A 16,521-nucleotide genomic window follows, 5' to 3' on the forward strand; every position below is an offset into this window, starting at 1 on the left:
GGGCATCTGGACCTCGGACTCAGGCGTGGGCTGTTACCGGGTGCTCGATCGCGTACCGGTAGATGTCGAGCAACTGATCGATGCTCTGGTGTGGCTGGTGCTTCTTCTCGTACGTCGTTCTGGCCTGCCGGCCGAGATCGTCGTACCGGTCGGGGGAGGTGTCGACGTCGAGCAACAGCTTGGCGAGCGCGTCCGGACGTCCCGGCTCGAACAGGGCGCCGTCGACGCCGTCGGTGATCAGGTCCGGGAACGACCCGTGGCCGGACGCCAGCAGCGGTACGCCGACTGCCATCGCCTCGACGACCACCAGGCCGAACGTCTCCTCCCACTCCGACGGCAGGACGACCGCCCGGGACGAGCGGATCAGCTCGAACACCTCCGGCTTGGTCATCATCCCGCGCAGCTCGACGGACGGCCGGGTGGCCGCCCAGGCAGTGACGTCGTCCAGCATCGGGCCGCCGCCGGCGATCACGAGCCGCAACGCGTCGTCGCCGGCGATCGCGCGGTACGCGTCCCAGCCCTTCATCAGCAGGGGAGCGCCCTTGGCCGCGTCCAGGCGTCCGACATACGTGACCTGGCGCTGCTTCGGTCCGCCGACGGGGCCGTCGTACGGGACCACGTTGTGTTTGACGAACGTCCGGTCCGGATCGAAGTCCATCGCGGACATCAGCTGTCGCTGGGACTCGGAGATGAAGATGTACGCCGACACCAGGCGGCGCCAGCTGCGCCGGTGGCTCCGGGCGTTCAGCACCGTGGTCGAGGTCGCCAGCGCGGATCCCCGGTAGCACCGGTGGATCACCGCGGGCGCCGGGTTGCCACCGGCGCAGTCGTGGCAGACCTCGCCGTTGCGGAAGAAGTCGCCGCTGGCGCACAGCAGCTTGTAGTTGTGCAGGGTGATCACGACCGGGACGCCCGCCTTGCGGCACGCGTACAGCACGGACGGGCTCAGCAGCGGGAAGGTGTTGTGGATGTGAACGACGTCGGGCCGGTCCTCGGCCAGAGCCGCGGCGAGGTCCCGCCGGCTCGCCGGGTTCCAGACCACGCGGGCTGGCAGCGTCGCCTTCTGCCACGCGGGCCAGTCCTCGATGGCGTCACTGTGTCGCTCGAAGTGCCGGACCTCGTGGCCGAGGGCGGTCAGCGCCTCGCTCTCCTGGTCGACCACCCGGTTCTCGCCGCTCGGCGCGGTCGACCGGTACCGGTTGTGTACCAGCAGGATCTTCATCGCACTCCTTCACGGGTGGATGTGGAGTACACGAGTGACGCGGCCAGCGTCAGCTCGAGCAGGTACGGCGACGCTTCGCTGAGGCCGCTCTCGGTGAAGGACGCGACCACGCAGTACGCGACCAGGAAGAGCGCGAGCGCGCGATGCGGGCCCTGTGGACGGAACCAGGCGGCGGTCAGGACGAACAGCACCAGCATGATCGTGATCGCGACCCCGACCAGCCCGACGTCGTAGTACGTGCCGAGCCAGTTGGAGTCGATCGGCAGGCCGTTGAAGGACTTGTTGGACAGGCCGAAGCCGAACAGGGTCTCGAAGGCCGAGCGCGGCTGGGCCAGGATCGAGTCCCAGACGGCCCTGCGGCCGGTCAGCGCGGTCACCTCTTCGGCGTCCTGCCCGCGTGCCAGCCAGGTCGTCACCACCGAGCCGAGGGTGAGTGCCCCGACGGAGAAGACGGCGATGCCGATGGCGAACGACTTCCGCACCCGCGACCGCGCGGTGAACAGGCTCAGCCCCGCGATCAGGACGCCGGCCAGCATCGCGACCAACGCGGTCCGCGTATGCGTCAGCAGCAGCACGGGAATCGCCACCAGCACGCTGGTGAGCGCGACTCCGCGCCGGAGCAGTCCGGACAGCCACAGCACGATCGTGAGGCCGGCCGCCACCGCGGCGTAGTGCCCGACCTGCGTCGGCGGGATGGGCCAGAGGGCGCCGCCGAGCCGGTCCTCGGTCAGCGCCAGCCCCGGCGCGACGAGCAGCCCGAGGACGACCGATCCGAGGATGGTCCACAAGACCAGGAGGTGCGTCCGGACGAGCAGGAGGTCCCGGCGGGTCCACCACGGTGTCAGCAGCCACAGCACCATGGCGAAGGTGAACAGGCGGCCGGCGCGGAACAGCGCACCGAACAGGAACTCGGCCCGGACGCTGGCCAGCAGGCCTTCGGCCGCCAGCATCATCAACAGGAAGATGAACACACTCGGCCGGATCCGGACCGGCCGGTTCACCGACAGCGCCATCATCAGTGCGCCGACCAGGGCGCCCTGGGCGATGAGCTTGCCGACCGATCCCGGGATCGGCAGCAGGTGCGGTGCGCCCGGGAAGAACGTCATCACGTTCAGTACGAGCAGTGCCCAGGTGAGCTGGACCCGCCGGCGCCGCCGGACCTCGGGCGCGACCACCCGCCTGGTCGGGCGGTGGCCGAGCCGCGTGGCCAGCTGCGTGCTCCACCGGGGGGTGATCGTGGTCATCGGCCGAACATCTCGACGTCCACCGTCCTCGGCGTACCGGCCTCGGCTTCGGCGACGCCGACACCCTCGTCAGTGCTGTCCGGACGGAGGACAACAGCGGTGTCCAGCTCGAGTCCAGCCAGCCGCAGCATCTCGCCGGTGGCCTGGATCTTGGTGGTGGTCGATTGGCCCGCGGTCACCACGACGGCGGCGTGCGACGCCCACGTGCCCAGGTGATCGGCGCCGATCTCCGGCGTCAAAGTGGTCAGAGTGAGAACGAGGTCCGAGACCTCCCAGGCCGAGTCGAGGGCGATGTCACCGGAGCTCGCCGGCCGGTTGGAGTCACTCAGGCGCAGGTAGCAGCCCTGCGCCGGCCCGCGGTCCGGGTCGGGGCGGTGAACGTCGATGCGCCGTCCGGGCTCGCTGAAGCGTGACTCGTGGGTGCCGGGAGTCTTGACGCCCAGCATGCCTGCGAGCCTGCCGGTCTCGGTGAGGTCGGCCACCAGGACGTGCTTGCCTTCCTCGGCCAGCGCCACCGCCAGCGACGCCACCACCAGGGCACAGGTCTTCACGTCGTCGACGCTGACCACGGCCATGGCGGGTGTGGGGCGCTCGCCCCAGAAAATGCGCTGGTCGAGGTGCTGCACCATCAGCCGGACCTCCGGCTGGCGTCGCTGCGAGTCGCTCAGGTACCGGGGATAGGGCAGCAGTCGCCAGCGCGGCGGCCGTTCACTGCTCAGCCGGACCCGGGCGCCCAGCGCACGGGCGATGTCCTGCCGCTTCCACAGCCGGTCCGAGATCAGCGCGCGCACGATAACGAAGCCGAGACCGATGAACAGTCCGGCGAGCAGCCCGGTGGCCGCGTTGATCGCGATCGTCCGCTTGGCCGAGACCGGCACCGGTGCGGCCGCGTCGAGCATCCGGCTGCTGTTCATCCGCGACGCCTGGACCTGCTGGTCGAGCAGTTGCTGACCGACGTACTGCACCCGGTCGCGGGCGGCACCGAGCCGGACGGCTTCCTGACTGGTCGGGCTCTTCAGCTCGTCCGGATCGTCGCCGGCCGCGCGGACGGCCTGCTCGGCCACCGCCAGGTCGCTATCGGCCGCAGCCTTGTCACGACGCAGCGGCGCGTCCTGCAGCGCGATCTGCTCCTTGCGATAGACCAGGAACACCTGTGCGACGACGGTCGCCAGCTTGGTCGCCTGCTCAGGAGTCTTCGCCGAGGCCGTGATCTCGAGCACGCGGTCGGTCTTCGCTCCCGCGGTGTACTCCTTGAGCAGATCGTCCTGGGTCTCGGGCAGCTTGAGCAGATCGATGACCCGCTGCGCCACCGTGTGCGTGGTCGCCAGGCTGATATCCGTGGCCATCGCCTTGGCCGGGTCCTCACCATCGCGATGCGTGAGCAGCAGACGGGTCGACGAGACGTTCGGCGTCGGCACTACGACAGTCGACGCCAGGCCACCGGCCAGCCCGACGATGGCGATGATCAGCCAGATCCGTAGGTGCCGCCGGACCGCGTCGCGGAGAAACCGAAAGGTGACCAGCGCGTCCGGCGGGTACGCGGTCGACGGTCCGTCGTCGGCGAACAGGCCGTCGTCGTCGGTCCAGGCCGGCTGGCTCACCACGGGCTCGTTGTACGGCTGGTTACTCATTTGCCCCTCCTCGCGGTACCTGTGAGGAGGGTGGGCAGCCGCGAGCTGGACCGGCGCATCGACTGCGAGACGCGGCCGATGGTGCGGTCCGTCGGGTCGGGATCGGTGACGACCAGGCCGTCGATGTTCCGGCCGTCGGCCGCGGCCGCGACAGCCAGCCGGGCCAGTTCCTCGGCCGTCACGGTGCCGGCCGACAGGGCGACGATCGTGTTGGTGGTGTGCTCGGCGCCGACCAGGTGTGGCGCGTCCCGATCGACGACGACCAGGTGGATGCTCAACGCGGTGGTGCCCTCCGGCTCCTGGTGGGAGTCGACCACGATCGAGGTGGTGATGCCGATCGACGTGGCGAGCGCCGCCAGTTGCGGGCCGAGCGGAAGTGCCTTGTCGTCGCCCGTGAACGAGATGACGGTCAGCGACACCGGTCCGCCACCCTTCACGTCCAGACCGAGGTGGTGCAGCGTCTTGCGCAGACTCCACGCCTCGACGGCCGTCGGTGAGTAGTGCTCGAGCAGATAGGCCCAGTCGGACACATCAGTTGCCTGGTACGACGAAACCGACGCCAGCACCGGAAGTCCGACCGCGTCCGCAATCTCGTCCCGCAGCCGCAGCCGCCGGTCGCCGCGGACCTTCGCCAGTACGCCGATCGAGCCGGCCACGGCGCCGATCAGTGCGCCCAGCAACCCGAAGATGCCCAGATGAATCGCGAGATTGCCGCCCCGTGCGGTAGTCGCCTGCTCCAAGACCCGTGCCCCCGTTTTCTTCCCCAGGTCGCCGGGCAGCTTCTGGTCCGTGGTGACGAAGACCAGGTAGACCTCGGCGACAGCATTCGCCAGTCGCATCGACTGACCGGCCGTCGTTCCCTTCGCGTCGATCTGGATGACGTCGTCGGTGACGGCGGTGACCTTGACCCTGCCCTTGACCACTTCGGAGGACAGCGCGGGCGACAGGTTCTGCCCCGCACTCCTCAGCACCGGCTCGCTCTCCGCGATGAAGACCTGCGTCTCGATGCTCTGCGTGCCGGTCGCCTTCTCCGGATCGGCTGCCAGCGGTGGCGGCAGCACCACGAGCGAGGTGGCGGTGTGCAGTGGCGGCACCAAGAACCCGGCGGCAACGCCGCCGAGCAGGCCGACCGCTGCCACGGCGGCCACGATCAGGCGGTGCCTACGAATGGCCCGCCAGGACTTCTTGACGTCGAGCTGCTGTGCGCTCACAGTCCCCTCCAGTCGAACGCCACGGTGGTGTCCTGTAATAGAGGGCGGTGACCGAGGGCTGATACAGCCGATCTCCGGTCAAGACCGGAATCGAAATGTGCTGACCGCCGGGTCCTCCGCCGTGAGCTTTCCGGTACCGACGAGGGTCGTGATCGGGACCTTGCGCCCGAATCGCGGTGAGTACCAGCCCAGCAACGGATCGTCGTCACCACGGTGCGCGGACCAGCTCAGTCCGGCCGGCAACTCGACGACGGCCGACCCGGTCGGCCACTCCAGCCGTCCGGTCGCTCCGTCCAGGTCGACGGTCACTTCCGGCCCGAGATGCCACGCGATCCGTACGCCGGCTGTCGTGTCGAGCCGGTCCTCGACCCGCAGTACCCCGTGATCCAGTACGGCGGTCCGCCGGTGGATCACCGGGTTGTCGCCGCTTTGGTAGCCGTCGTGTTCGGCGTCCCACGTCGCCACATCACCATCGGCGGCGTACCGGCGTACCCGGCCTGTTGCCCCGCGCAACCAGAGGAACGGGCCGCCTTGGACGGACTGCTCGGTGCCGGATACCTCGACGGTGTTGTGGGCGATGGTCGAGCGGAAGTAGTTCCGCCAGGCCTCTTCACCGTGGTAGCAGTACGTGCCTGGGTCGGCCAGGACGTCGACGCCGCCGACCCGGACTTCCAGCGAGAGCGCGTCGCAGTGCGCGTGCGCGGCGATGGAGAGGAAGCCGTGCGGGCCCGCGTCGGCTCGGCACCAGATCTCTGGCCCGCCCCCTCCGTCGCCACCGGTGCGGCTGCGCAGGATCGTCAGGCCGGCGTCCTCGAAGTGCTCGGGCCGTTCGGCTGGACGATCGGATTGTCGACCATCTACCAGTGAACCGACGAGAGCCGCGGTCGCCGTGACCGGGACCTCCGGCCACCAGGGCGCGCGGCCGACGACGGCGGCGTCGAGGGACAGGAACGCCGACCAATTGCTGACATTCGGCGGATCCAGGACCAGCACCATGCCCTCGTCGTCGTCGCCCTGACGTGGCGGCCGCAGCGTGTTGTCGACAATCGCCGCGGCCACGTCGATCGTGCGCGTCAGCAGGGCCCAGGTCTTCTCGGTCAGCGGGTGACCGGCCTTGTCCGCCTCGAGAGCGGCGTACAGGCCGAGCTCGGAGACGAAGCGGTGGTAGTCGGTCGCGAGTTCGCGGTTCACGCCGGACGGGAAGGTGTTGGCGTCCAGTTCGCTCTCGAGGAGCGCGGCCGCATCGTCGCGCCAGCGCGAGCTCTGGGTGAACCACGGGAACGCGCAGGCACCCACGAGCTGCCCGGCGGCCTCGGCGATCACATGATTGTTCGCCGACGAGCCACGGCTGCGGAACGCGGCCAGATAGCGCTGGTGCCAGTAGATCTGCCGGAGCGCGAGTTCGTTGTGCTCGAACAGGTCGGTGACCTCGGGCCAGTCGTTCAGCAGTCGCCGGATCCAGGTCCAGCTGATCAGCCGGAGGCCGATCTCGATCCCGCTCGCCCAGTGCACACCGGACAGGAACGGGTTGGACCGCCACCAGTCGTTCAGATGCTCGGCGACACGCTCGGCGTACGCGTCGTCGAGAGTCAGGTACCAGGCCGCGGCCAGCTGGGTCAGGTGGTGGTGCCGGGACAGTTCCCAGACCTGCTTGACGTTCCCGACCAGTTCCTCGTTGCGGTGGTTCAGCCGGAACGTGTACTGCGCCGGGTCGGACCGCCGGCCGGTGGTCGGGTCGCGGAACCAGTCCGGCGCGCGCAGGTCCGTCCGGTCGGCGCCGAGCACCTCCAGCCTTCCGGCCATGATCGCGTCCGCGGTCGCGATGATCGCCTTGCGCGCTTCCTCCGGTACGGCGTCCGCCGCATGCGACGGCAGCGTCGTACCGAAGGTCAGCTCCTTGCGCACCGGAGGATGCACCTGCACGTCCTGCCCGGGCCTGACCTGCTGATAGGCCCAGGTGGTACGGCGTATGTGGTCGCGCGTACGCCAGGCCAGCTCGGTGGGGGACATCCGGCGCAGGCGGCGGACGTACCAACCCAAGGGCTGGCGGCTCACACCATCTCCGGACGGCCGCTGGCCAGGCTCCGGTCGACGGCGATGGTCGCGCGCGTGGTGGCGATCAGTGAGTCGAACGAGATCGGCATCGGGCCGCCGGACCTGACCGCGGCGACGAAGCGTTCGAGTTCGGCGCGCTGGCCCTTGTCGGTACCGCGGGCCTTCCGGGTCGACGGCTTCCGGCCCGCCCAGACCGAGGCGCTCTGGAAGTTGTCCAGCCGGCCGTTGCGGCCGCCGCCGGTGATGTCCAGCGTCTCCTTCGGGAACCGCGCGTTACCGCCGCCGACGTACGTGATCTGGCCGGCCGAACCGTTCGCGAACCGGAGGGTGACGATGACGTCGCCGGCTTCCGGTCCGGGGACGGCGTACACCTCGGTGGGCGGGCTGTTCAGCCACCAGGCCAGGGTGTCGATGAAGTGACCACCCTCGCCGCCGAACCGGGTGCCCTCCTTGTCCTGGTCGAGGTACCAGCTGGACGGGTCCAGCCGGCCGGCGTTGACCAGGTAGCGCAGCGAGTAGTTGCCGCCCGGGTCGCCGAACCGGTCGCGCAGGTCGGTCAGCAGGGGAGCGAACCGGCGGTTGAACCCGACCATCAGCCGGTCGTTGCCGGTGGCATCGACCGTGGCGACGATCCGGTCCACGTCCTCGGTGGTCAGCGCCAGCGGCTTCTCCACGAAGACCGCCTTCCCGGTCTCCAGCGCCCGGCACGCCAACTCCGCATGACTGCTGTGCCGAGTCACCACGAACACCGCGTCCAGGCTCTCGTCGGACAGTACGGCGTTCGCCTCGGTCGAGATGTTCTCGAACCCGAACCTGCGCTGGGCGTTGGCGGCGGACAGCGACTTGTTGGTCGCGACGTGAGCCAGCACCGCATCCTCGTTCTTCTGCAGGTGCGGCAGAAGCATGCTCGACGCATAGTTCCCGGCCCCGATGAACCCGAGCCGAGCCGCGCCGGCAAGAGCCGCCCGCCCGACCGGCTCCCGCCGGAGCGCAGTTGCCGGCGAGGCTTCCTCCGGTGCGTCCTTCGGGTATTCGAAGAGGAAGCCGACTCCGGGGAGGGCTCCTGTGCTCAGTTGCTGGTAGACGTCTGTTGCGTCCGCGATCGGGAAGGTGCCGGCGATCAGGGAGCCGATGTCCATCTGCTCGCGGGCGATCAGGTCGATGAAGCACGCCAGGTTGCGGCGTTCGGTCCAGCGGACGTAGCCGGCGGGGTAGTCGATGCCCTGGAGTTCGTAGCGGTCGTCGTACCGGCCGGGGCCGTAGGAACGAGAGAACCGGACGTCCAGTTCCTTGTCGTAGTACGCGTTCCACGGAAGGTCGAGCCTGGTCTTGCCGATGTCGACCACCCGGGCGCGGTCGCGCGCCAGCCGGGCCGCGGTTTCCACCGGACCGTTCGAGTGACCGCCGGCGGCGAGCAGGATGTGGTCGGCACCCAGTCCGTTGGACGCCTCGAGGATCGACCGCTCCAGCGACGCGATCCCCGCCTCGTCCGCGGACGAGCACTGCAGCGCGCCGGCCTTCTCCGCCATCCGGCACCGGTCGTCGACGGTGTCGATCCCGAACACCCGCACCCCGGCCGCAACCAGCAGCCGCACCACGAGCTGACCGACCAGCCCGAGCCCGATCACCACCGCGGTGTCGCCGAGCTGCACCTCCGACTGCCGTACGCCGTGCATCGCGATCGCACCGACCGTCGAGAACGCGGCCTGCTCCGGCGGTACGCCGTCCGGCACCGGCACGCACAGGTTGACCGGGATCCAGTTGTACTCCGCGTGCAGCGCGAACTCGTTGCCCGCGGCAGCGACCAGTTGCCCGACGCTGAACTCCTCGGCCCCGGCGCCGACCTCGACCACCACGCCACACAGCGAGTAGCCCAGCGGCGTGTACGAGTCGAGCTTGTTCATCACCTTCTTGTAGGTGTTGACCGCGCCCTGCTGGGCGACCGAGTCCAGCACCTTGCGCACCTGGTCCGGCCGCGCCCGCGCCTTGCCGAGCATGGACAGCTTGGCCTCGCCGACCTTCATCAGCTCGGTGCCGGTGGAGATCAGCGAGTACAGCGAGCGGACCAGCACGCCACCCGGCGCACAGGTGGGCGGAGGCACGTCCAGGACCGCGAGCTCACCGGACTTGTAGTTCTGTGCAACCTGTTTCATGCCAGTCCTTCAGAGAGTGTGGAGCGTTCAGAGTGAGGTGATGGTCACGCCCAGGGAGCGCATGTGCCGGGTCCAGGTCTCCAGCGTCAGCAGCTGCCAGATCTGCTTCGAGTAGTCCTCGCGACCGGCGCGCTCGTCGTCGACCAGCCGCTGTACGGCGGCCTGCTGGAGGAAGCCGCTGCCGACGAGTTCGCCGCGGAGCAAGGTGTCGTCCACCAGTTCGCGCAGGTCGTTGCGGACCCAAGCGCGTAGCGGCGCACTGAACGACGCCTTCGGCCGGTAGATGATCTCCTTCGGCAGCCAGGCCTCGGCCGCCTTCTTCAGCGCGAGCTTGCCCTGCCGGCGGTGGATCTTCTCGCTGCCTGGGATCGAGAACGCCGCTGCGGCAACGATCGGGTCCACGAACGGCGTCCGGACCTCGGTCGACGCGGCCATGCTGGACCGGTCGGTGTAGGCCAGGTTGAGCCCGGGCAGGAACATCCGCGAGTCCGCCAGGCACATCCGGTTCACGTGATCGTCGAGCGTCGTGTCGTGGTAGATGTCGCTGTGCTCGGACAGCAGCTTCCCGACGTACGGCTCCAGGTCCGGGCTCAGCAGTCCGGTCAGCTGGTCACCGTCGTACATCGTGTAGCTGCGCCGGAACGCCGTCTCCTCCGGCAGGTCCGCGAAGGTCAGGAACCGCTTCGCCCACCGGGCGTATCGCAGTCCGCGACCGTTCACGGTGACCGGCATCCGCCGTACCGCCGGACCGATCAGACCGTTCCGCAGTACGCCGGGGAGCCGCTGGTACTGCGCTCCCATCACACAGGCGAGGTGTTTGCGGTAGCCACCGAACAGCTCGTCGGCGCCCATCCCGGACAGCAGCACCTTGACACCGGCGGCGCGCGCGGCGTCGCACATCAGCAGGGTGTTGATCGCGGCCGGGTCACCGATCGGCTCGTCGAGCGTGTCGACGATCCGCGGAAGCAGGTCGACCACGTCCGGGGCGATCTCGATCTCGTGCAGGTCGATGCCGAACTGCTGCGCCACCTTGCGCGCGTAGATCGCGTCGTCGGGCATCGCCTCGAGCCGCTGGTCCTGCGCGCGGAACGTGATCGTGTACGAGTCGACACCCGGATCGAGCCGCTTCGCCAGCACGGTGACCAGGCTCGAGTCGAGGCCGCCACTCAGGAACGTCGACACCGGCACGTCGGCGACCATGTGCGCGGCGACCGACTCCTCGATCACCGTCCGCAGATCAGCCCGCGGCCCGGCGGCTGCCTGGGTCGCGACGTCGGTCACGCGCCAGTACGTCTCGTGCCGGCTGCTGCCGTCCGGCCGGAACTCGGCCCACGAACCCGGCGGCAGCTTCTCCACGCCCTCGATCGCGCAGCGCTGCTCGGGCAGCCAGTAGTAGAGCATCGACGCGATCAACGCGCCGGGCTCGGTGCGGAGCTCCGACCCGACCGCGGCGACCAATGCCTTCAGCTCGGATGCGAAGACCACGCCGCCCGCGCGGCGCAGGAAGTACAGCGGCTTGATGCCGAGCGGGTCGCGGGCCAGGTACATGCTGCCGCTGTCCTCGTCCAGCATCGCGAACGCGAACATCCCGCGGAACCGCGACAACGCGGCCGGACCCCAGCGGCGCCACGCCTCGAGCACCACCTCGGTGTCCGAGCTGGTGCGGAACGCGACGCCCGACTTGGACAGCTCGGCGCGCAGTTCCTTGTAGTTGTAGAGCTCGCCGTTGTAGCAGATCGTCAGCCCGCGCTTCGTGAACGGTTGGTCCGCGCCCGACGACAGGTCGATGATCGACAATCGACGATGCGCGAGGTGCGCCCGCACGTCACCGTCCTCGAAGCGGTAGACATGGTCGGCGTCCGGACCGCGGTGCGCGATCCGGTCGCTCATCGTCTCGGCCAGCGCGAAGCCGTCGTGCTGCTGGTAGCAGCCGGCGATGCCGCACACCTCAGGACCCCGTGGCCCGGGCCACGTCGCCGACCTCGCTGACGTGACCGGTCAGGCCGTCGTACACCTCGAGGTAGGCCTTCTGCTGGTGCTTCCAGGCGAGCACCTGCTCGACCCGTTCGCGGCCCAGCCGGCCCATCCGGCGGCGCCGGACCTCGTCGTCGAGCAGGTCGACGATCGCCTGCCCGTACTTCGCGACATCGTTCGGCTCGACGTACACCGCGGCGTCCTCGGCGGAGACCTTGGTCTCGATCAGGTCGAAGGCGACGACCGGGAGTTCGAAGGCCATGTACTCCATCGTCTTGTTCATCGTCGACACGTCGTTGAGCGGATTCTTCGGGTCCGGCGACAGGCCGGCGTCGGCGGTCGACATGACCGCGCGCACCGTCTCGTCCGGCACCCGGCCGGTGAACTCGACGTGCTCGCCGAGGCCGAGCTCGTCCCGCAGCGCGACGACGTCGTCGAAGGAGTCACCGCCACCCATCAGCGTGAACGCGATGTCGGTCCGGCCGAGATTGTTGACAATGTGATCAGCGGCGCGGACCACGATGTCGACCCCGTCCTGCGGTCCCATCACGCCGATGTAGGTGACCAGGTAGCGGTGACCGCGGCGCAGCGACTCGTCCGCCCCGCCGCGGCGCAACTTGTCCGGGTCGGGCCCGGTGCGGACCACGGTCACGTCGTGGTTCGCCTTGCCGCTGCGCGTGATCGCGATCCGCCGGTAGGAGTCGTTGGTCGAGGTCACGTGGTCGGCCTTGCGGTGCGTCATCCGCTCCAGGAACCGCAGTCCCTTGTACGGCAGGCTCGTCGTACCGCCGAAGCGGGACTGGAACAGCTCCGGGCACAGGTCGTGGTGGTCGAAGACGAACTTGGTCCGGTCCAGCCGGCGCAGCAGCATCGCGATCGGCCAGAAGATGTCCGGCGGGTTGCACGCCTGCAGTACGTCGAAGGTGCCGGCCTTGCGGGCCCGCAGCACCAGCCGCAGCGTCGCCAGGAACGAGTACGCGTACTCCGCGACGAACCCGATCTTGCTCCCGCCGGGGGAGTACGCCTTGTACTGGTGCACGGTCACCCCTTCGATGACCTGGTACGACGGGTCGCCCGGGCCCTTGGGGCAGACGACGGTCACCTCGTACCCGGACGCCACCAGGGCCTGGCATTCCAGCCAGACCCGGCGGTCGAACGGCACCCACAGGTTCTGGATGATGATCAGTACGCGCGGACCGCTCACCAGCCGACTCCTTCGTATCCGGGCAGCGCCTCGACGGCGACGCCGAGCCGGCCGCTGAGGTCGATGGTCCGGGAAGGCGGAGTGCTCAGCAGGGCGTCGATCGCGGCGGTGTCGGTGGCCGACACGATCGCCAGGTCGGCGCCGGCGAGCGCGGCGGCCGGGTCGTCGGTCAGCACCCGTTGCAGGTGCGGCAGCTTCGACGTCACGTGCCGCAGGTTCGCGCCGACCAGGCGGCTCGGGTTCACGATCGCGTCGTAGATGCGCAGGTTGTAGCCCTTGCCGATCAGCCGTTCGGCCAGCTCGACGCTCGGGCTCTCGCGCAGGTCGTCGGTCGCGTGCTTGAAGCTCAGGCCGAGCAGTGCGATCTCGCGTCCCGGGCCGGCCACGACGCGGTCGACGACGTCACGGACAGTCAGCTCGTTGGTCGCCAGCGTTCCGGCGAGCAGCGGCAGGTCCGTGTCGTTGACCCTGGCCAGGTGCAGGACCGAGCGCAGGTCCTTCGGCAGGCACGAGCCGCCGAACGCGAACCCAGGCCGCAGGTAGTACGGCGAGATGTTGAGGCTCGTGTCCTGGACGAAGATCCGCATGACCTCGCGCGAGTCCACGCCGTAGTACCGAAAGATCCGGCCCATTTCGTTGGCGAACGACACCTTGGTCGCGTGGAACGCGTTGCAGGCGTACTTGAGTGCCTCAGCCGTCCGGACGTCGACAACCTGAACGTCGACGCCGAGGAACCCGAACAGGTCGGTCAGGGCGGTGCCGACCTTCGCGTTGCGTGTCCCGACGACGACGAAGGGTGGATCGTAGAAGTCGGCCAGCCCGGATCCTTCCCGCAGGAACTCCGGGCACATCGCCGTACCGAAGGTGAAGCCCTCGGCGGCCGGTACGTCGGCCAGCACCCGCGCGACGACCTCGTCCACGGTTCCCGGCGGGACCGTGCTCCGGACCACGATGCTGTGGAACCCCGATTCCGGCGGTTCGGCGACATGCGCCGCCTCGGCGATGTCGCGGACCGCCCGCCGGATGTAGGTCAGGTCGGTACTGCCCGCCGCGGTCGACGGCGTCCCCACACAGATCAGCGAGACGTCGGCGCGTTCCAGCGCCAGTCGCGGATCGGTGGTCGCATGCAGTCTTCCCGCGGCGACCCCGTCCGCGACCAGTTCGTCCAGGCCAGGTTCGACCACCGGGCTGTGTCCCTCGGTGATCGGACCGACCTTCGCAGTATCGACATCGACTCCCCAGACGTCGTGGCCGTTGGCAGCCAGGCACGCGGCCGTCACTGACCCCACATAGCCCAAGCCGAATACGGCAACCTTCATAACGCCCCCCACAGGCTCATGACGCGGGCATCCCCCACGTACGGCAGCAGCGCAGAGAAGAGCAGCCGCGGCCGCCCCTTGATACACACCGCCGGAAGAAATTGCGTGTATCAGGCGGCCCGGTCGCCGATCTGTATGGGCGACAGACCAGTGCTGGGGTGAGGGAGCGACGGATGAGAGTTCTGGTCACCGGGGACCGGGGATATATCGGCGCTGTGATGGTGCCGTTCCTGCGCGATGCCGGGCATCAGGTGGACGGGCTGGACACGGGGTTGTACGAGGGGTGCGACCTGCTGGGAGGACCGGATCCGATCGGGAACCGGAAACCGCGCGACATGCGGGACGTCACGGCGGCCGAGCTCGAGGGGTACGACGCCGTGGTCTGTCTGGCCGCGCTGTCGAACGATCCACTCGGGCATCTCAACCGCGACGCGACGTACTCGGTCAACCTGGACGGGACGCTCAAGGTGGCTCAGGCGGCCAAGGACGCCGGCATCGAGCGGTTCCTGTTCGCCTCCTCCTGCAGCCTGTACGGCGCGGCCGGCTCGGAGGCGGTCGGTGAGGACGCGGACATGTACCCCGTCACGCCGTACGGCGAGACCAAGGCGCTGGCCGAGAAGGAACTGTCGAAGCTTGCCGACGACACCTTCAGCCCGACCTACCTGCGCAACGCGACCGCGTACGGCGTGTCCACCCGGCTACGGCTCGACATCGTGGTGAACAACCTGACCGCGATCGCGATGACGACCGGGCAGGTGCGGCTGGAGAGCGACGGGACGCCGTGGCGGCCGCTGGTGCACATCGAGGACATCAGCCGGGCCTTCCTGACGGTGCTCGAGTCGCCACGCGAGGTGATCCACGACGAGGCGTTCAACGTCGGCCGGTCCGAGGACGTGGTCCAGGTCCGCGACATCGCCGAGATGGTCCGCGAGGCGGTGCCCGGCTCGAGCCTGTCGATCGCCGACGGCGCCGGACCGGACCTGCGCAACTACAAGGTCGACTTCAGCAAGCTCAACGACACTTTCCCGGGCCTGGAGCTGGCGTGGACGGTGCGCAGGGGAGTGGACGAACTGGCCGCGGCGTACGAGCGGCACGGCCTGACGCTGGAGGACTTCGACTCCGCGCAGTTCGTCCGGCTGCGCCGGATCCAGCAGTTGCTCGGCGCGGGCATGGTCGACGACCAGCTGCGCCGGCAGACCGACGAGCAGTTCCCCGGTCCCGGGGACGCACTATTCAAGGAGAAGCACTGATGGGGGAATCAGTCGCCTGCCGGCTCTGCGGCGAGACACTGACGCGGACGTTCGTCGACCTGGGCATGTCGCCGCCGTGCGAGAGCTTCCTGCGCGCCGACCAGATCGACAGCGGTGAGACCTTCTACCCGCTGAACGTCCGGATCTGCGACAGCTGCCTTCTGGTCCAGCTCCCGGCGTACGTCGCGGCCGACGACGTGTTCAGCGACTACCTGTACTTCTCGTCGTACTCGACCAGTTGGGTGGAGCACGCCCGCCGGTTCGTCGTGGACATGCAGGAGCGGCTCGACCTCGGCGCGGAGAGCCTGATCGTCGAGGCGGCCAGCAACGACGGCTACCTGCTGCAGCACGCGACGGCGCTCGGCATCCCGGTGCTCGGCATCGAGCCGGCCGCGAACATCGCCGCGATCGCCAACGAGAAGGGCATCCGGACCGAGAGCTACTTCCTCGGCGAGGAGACCGGCAAGGACGCGGCGGCCCGGCACGGACAGGCAGACCTTGTCGTCGGCAACAACGTGTTCGCGCACGTGCCCGACATCGTCGATTTCGCCAAGGGCCTGCGCGCGCTGGTGAAGGACGACGGCCTGGTGTCGCTGGAGTTCCCGCACCTGCTCCGGCTGATCGAGCGTCGCCAGTACGACACGATCTACCACGAGCACTACTCGTACCTGAGCCTGAAGACCGCCGCGCTGGCGCTGGAGAAGGCCGGCCTGAAGGTCGTCGACGTGCAGGAACTGGCCAGCCACGGCGGTTCGCTGCGGGTCATGTCGACGCCGATCGAGACCGCGGGCGAGCCGACCGAGCTGGTCGGGAAGGTCCTGCAGGACGAGGCGGACGCGGGCCTGCACACGGTCGAGGGCCACCTGGGCTTCGCGACCGAGGTCTTCACGATCAAGTCCGACCTGCTGGAGTTCCTGATCCAGGCCCAGCGCGAGGGCAAGTCGGTCGCCGGCTACGGCGCACCCGGCAAGGGCAACACGCTGCTGAACCACTGCGGCATCCGCGAGGACCTGCTGCCGTACACGGTCGACCGCAGCCCGCACAAGCACGGCATGTTCCTGCCGGGCACACACATCCCGATCTTCGCCCCGGAGCGCCTCGCCGAGACGCGCCCCGACTACATCGTGATCCTGCCGTGGAACCTGCGGGAGGAGATCGTCCACCAGCTCGGCTACGCACGGGAGTGGGGCGCGAAGTTCGTCGTACCCATCCCGCGTCTCGAAGTGATCTGACAGCACTCAGTGGGGGGAAGGAACAG

At 69.0% G+C, this 16,521-nt stretch carries 11 protein-coding genes; 2 read left to right on the plus strand and 9 right to left on the minus strand.

Going from position 1 to position 16,521, the window contains the following annotated elements:
- Positions 1–19 precede the first annotated feature (19 nt).
- From ACGFH6_RS13610 to ACGFH6_RS13650, 9 genes are all read right to left on the minus strand, one after another.
- Entirely contained in the window at positions 20–1,222 is a 1,203-nt protein-coding gene (locus ACGFH6_RS13610; RefSeq protein ID WP_393383437.1) for a glycosyltransferase, read from the minus strand.
- Entirely contained in the window at positions 1,219–2,466 is a 1,248-nt protein-coding gene (locus ACGFH6_RS13615) for an O-antigen ligase family protein (RefSeq protein WP_393383439.1), read from the minus strand. Before ACGFH6_RS13615 ends, ACGFH6_RS13610 begins: the two co-directional genes overlap by 4 nt.
- On the minus strand, positions 2,463–4,097 hold the full coding sequence (locus ACGFH6_RS13620) for a YveK family protein (protein ID WP_393383441.1): 1,635 nt from the start codon (positions 4,095–4,097) through the stop codon (positions 2,463–2,465). Before ACGFH6_RS13620 ends, ACGFH6_RS13615 begins: the two co-directional genes overlap by 4 nt.
- Positions 4,094–5,308 carry a Wzz/FepE/Etk N-terminal domain-containing protein gene (locus ACGFH6_RS13625; RefSeq protein WP_393383443.1) on the minus strand — a complete coding sequence of 405 codons (1,215 nt, stop codon included), beginning with the start codon at positions 5,306–5,308 and terminating at the stop codon, positions 4,094–4,096. The genes ACGFH6_RS13620 and ACGFH6_RS13625 overlap by 4 nt, the downstream gene beginning before the upstream one ends.
- 78 nt (positions 5,309–5,386) lie before the next feature.
- On the minus strand, positions 5,387–7,363 hold the full coding sequence (locus tag ACGFH6_RS13630) for an alginate lyase family protein (RefSeq protein ID WP_393383445.1): 1,977 nt from the start codon (positions 7,361–7,363) through the stop codon (positions 5,387–5,389).
- Positions 7,360–9,516, minus strand: coding sequence for a bi-domain-containing oxidoreductase (locus ACGFH6_RS13635; RefSeq protein WP_393383446.1), 2,157 nt, complete (start codon positions 9,514–9,516; stop codon positions 7,360–7,362). The genes ACGFH6_RS13630 and ACGFH6_RS13635 overlap by 4 nt, the downstream gene beginning before the upstream one ends.
- 27 nt (positions 9,517–9,543) lie before the next feature.
- Complete coding sequence (asnB, locus tag ACGFH6_RS13640; protein WP_393383448.1) at positions 9,544–11,463, minus strand: asparagine synthase (glutamine-hydrolyzing); 1,920 nt, start codon at positions 11,461–11,463, stop codon at positions 9,544–9,546.
- Position 11,464: 1 nt separating this feature from the next.
- Positions 11,465–12,694 (minus strand): glycosyltransferase family 4 protein, encoded by a 1,230-nt coding sequence (locus ACGFH6_RS13645; RefSeq protein ID WP_393383450.1) that lies wholly within the window; start codon positions 12,692–12,694, stop codon positions 11,465–11,467.
- Positions 12,691–14,013, minus strand: coding sequence for a nucleotide sugar dehydrogenase (locus ACGFH6_RS13650; protein WP_393383452.1), 1,323 nt, complete (start codon positions 14,011–14,013; stop codon positions 12,691–12,693). Before ACGFH6_RS13650 ends, ACGFH6_RS13645 begins: the two co-directional genes overlap by 4 nt.
- A gap of 173 nt (positions 14,014–14,186) precedes the next feature.
- Between ACGFH6_RS13650 and ACGFH6_RS13655 the strand changes: the two genes are divergently transcribed.
- Entirely contained in the window at positions 14,187–15,263 is a 1,077-nt protein-coding gene (locus tag ACGFH6_RS13655; RefSeq protein ID WP_393383453.1) for an NAD-dependent epimerase/dehydratase family protein, read from the plus strand.
- Positions 15,263–16,495: a class I SAM-dependent methyltransferase gene (locus ACGFH6_RS13660; protein WP_393383455.1), complete on the plus strand. Its 1,233-nt coding sequence runs from the start codon at positions 15,263–15,265 to the stop codon at positions 16,493–16,495. Before ACGFH6_RS13655 ends, ACGFH6_RS13660 begins: the two co-directional genes overlap by 1 nt.
- Positions 16,496–16,521 lie beyond the last annotated feature (26 nt).

The sequence above is a fragment of the Kribbella sp. NPDC049227 genome, from assembly GCF_043197265.1.
In the GTDB taxonomy this organism is placed as follows: Bacteria; Actinomycetota; Actinomycetes; order Propionibacteriales; family Kribbellaceae; genus Kribbella.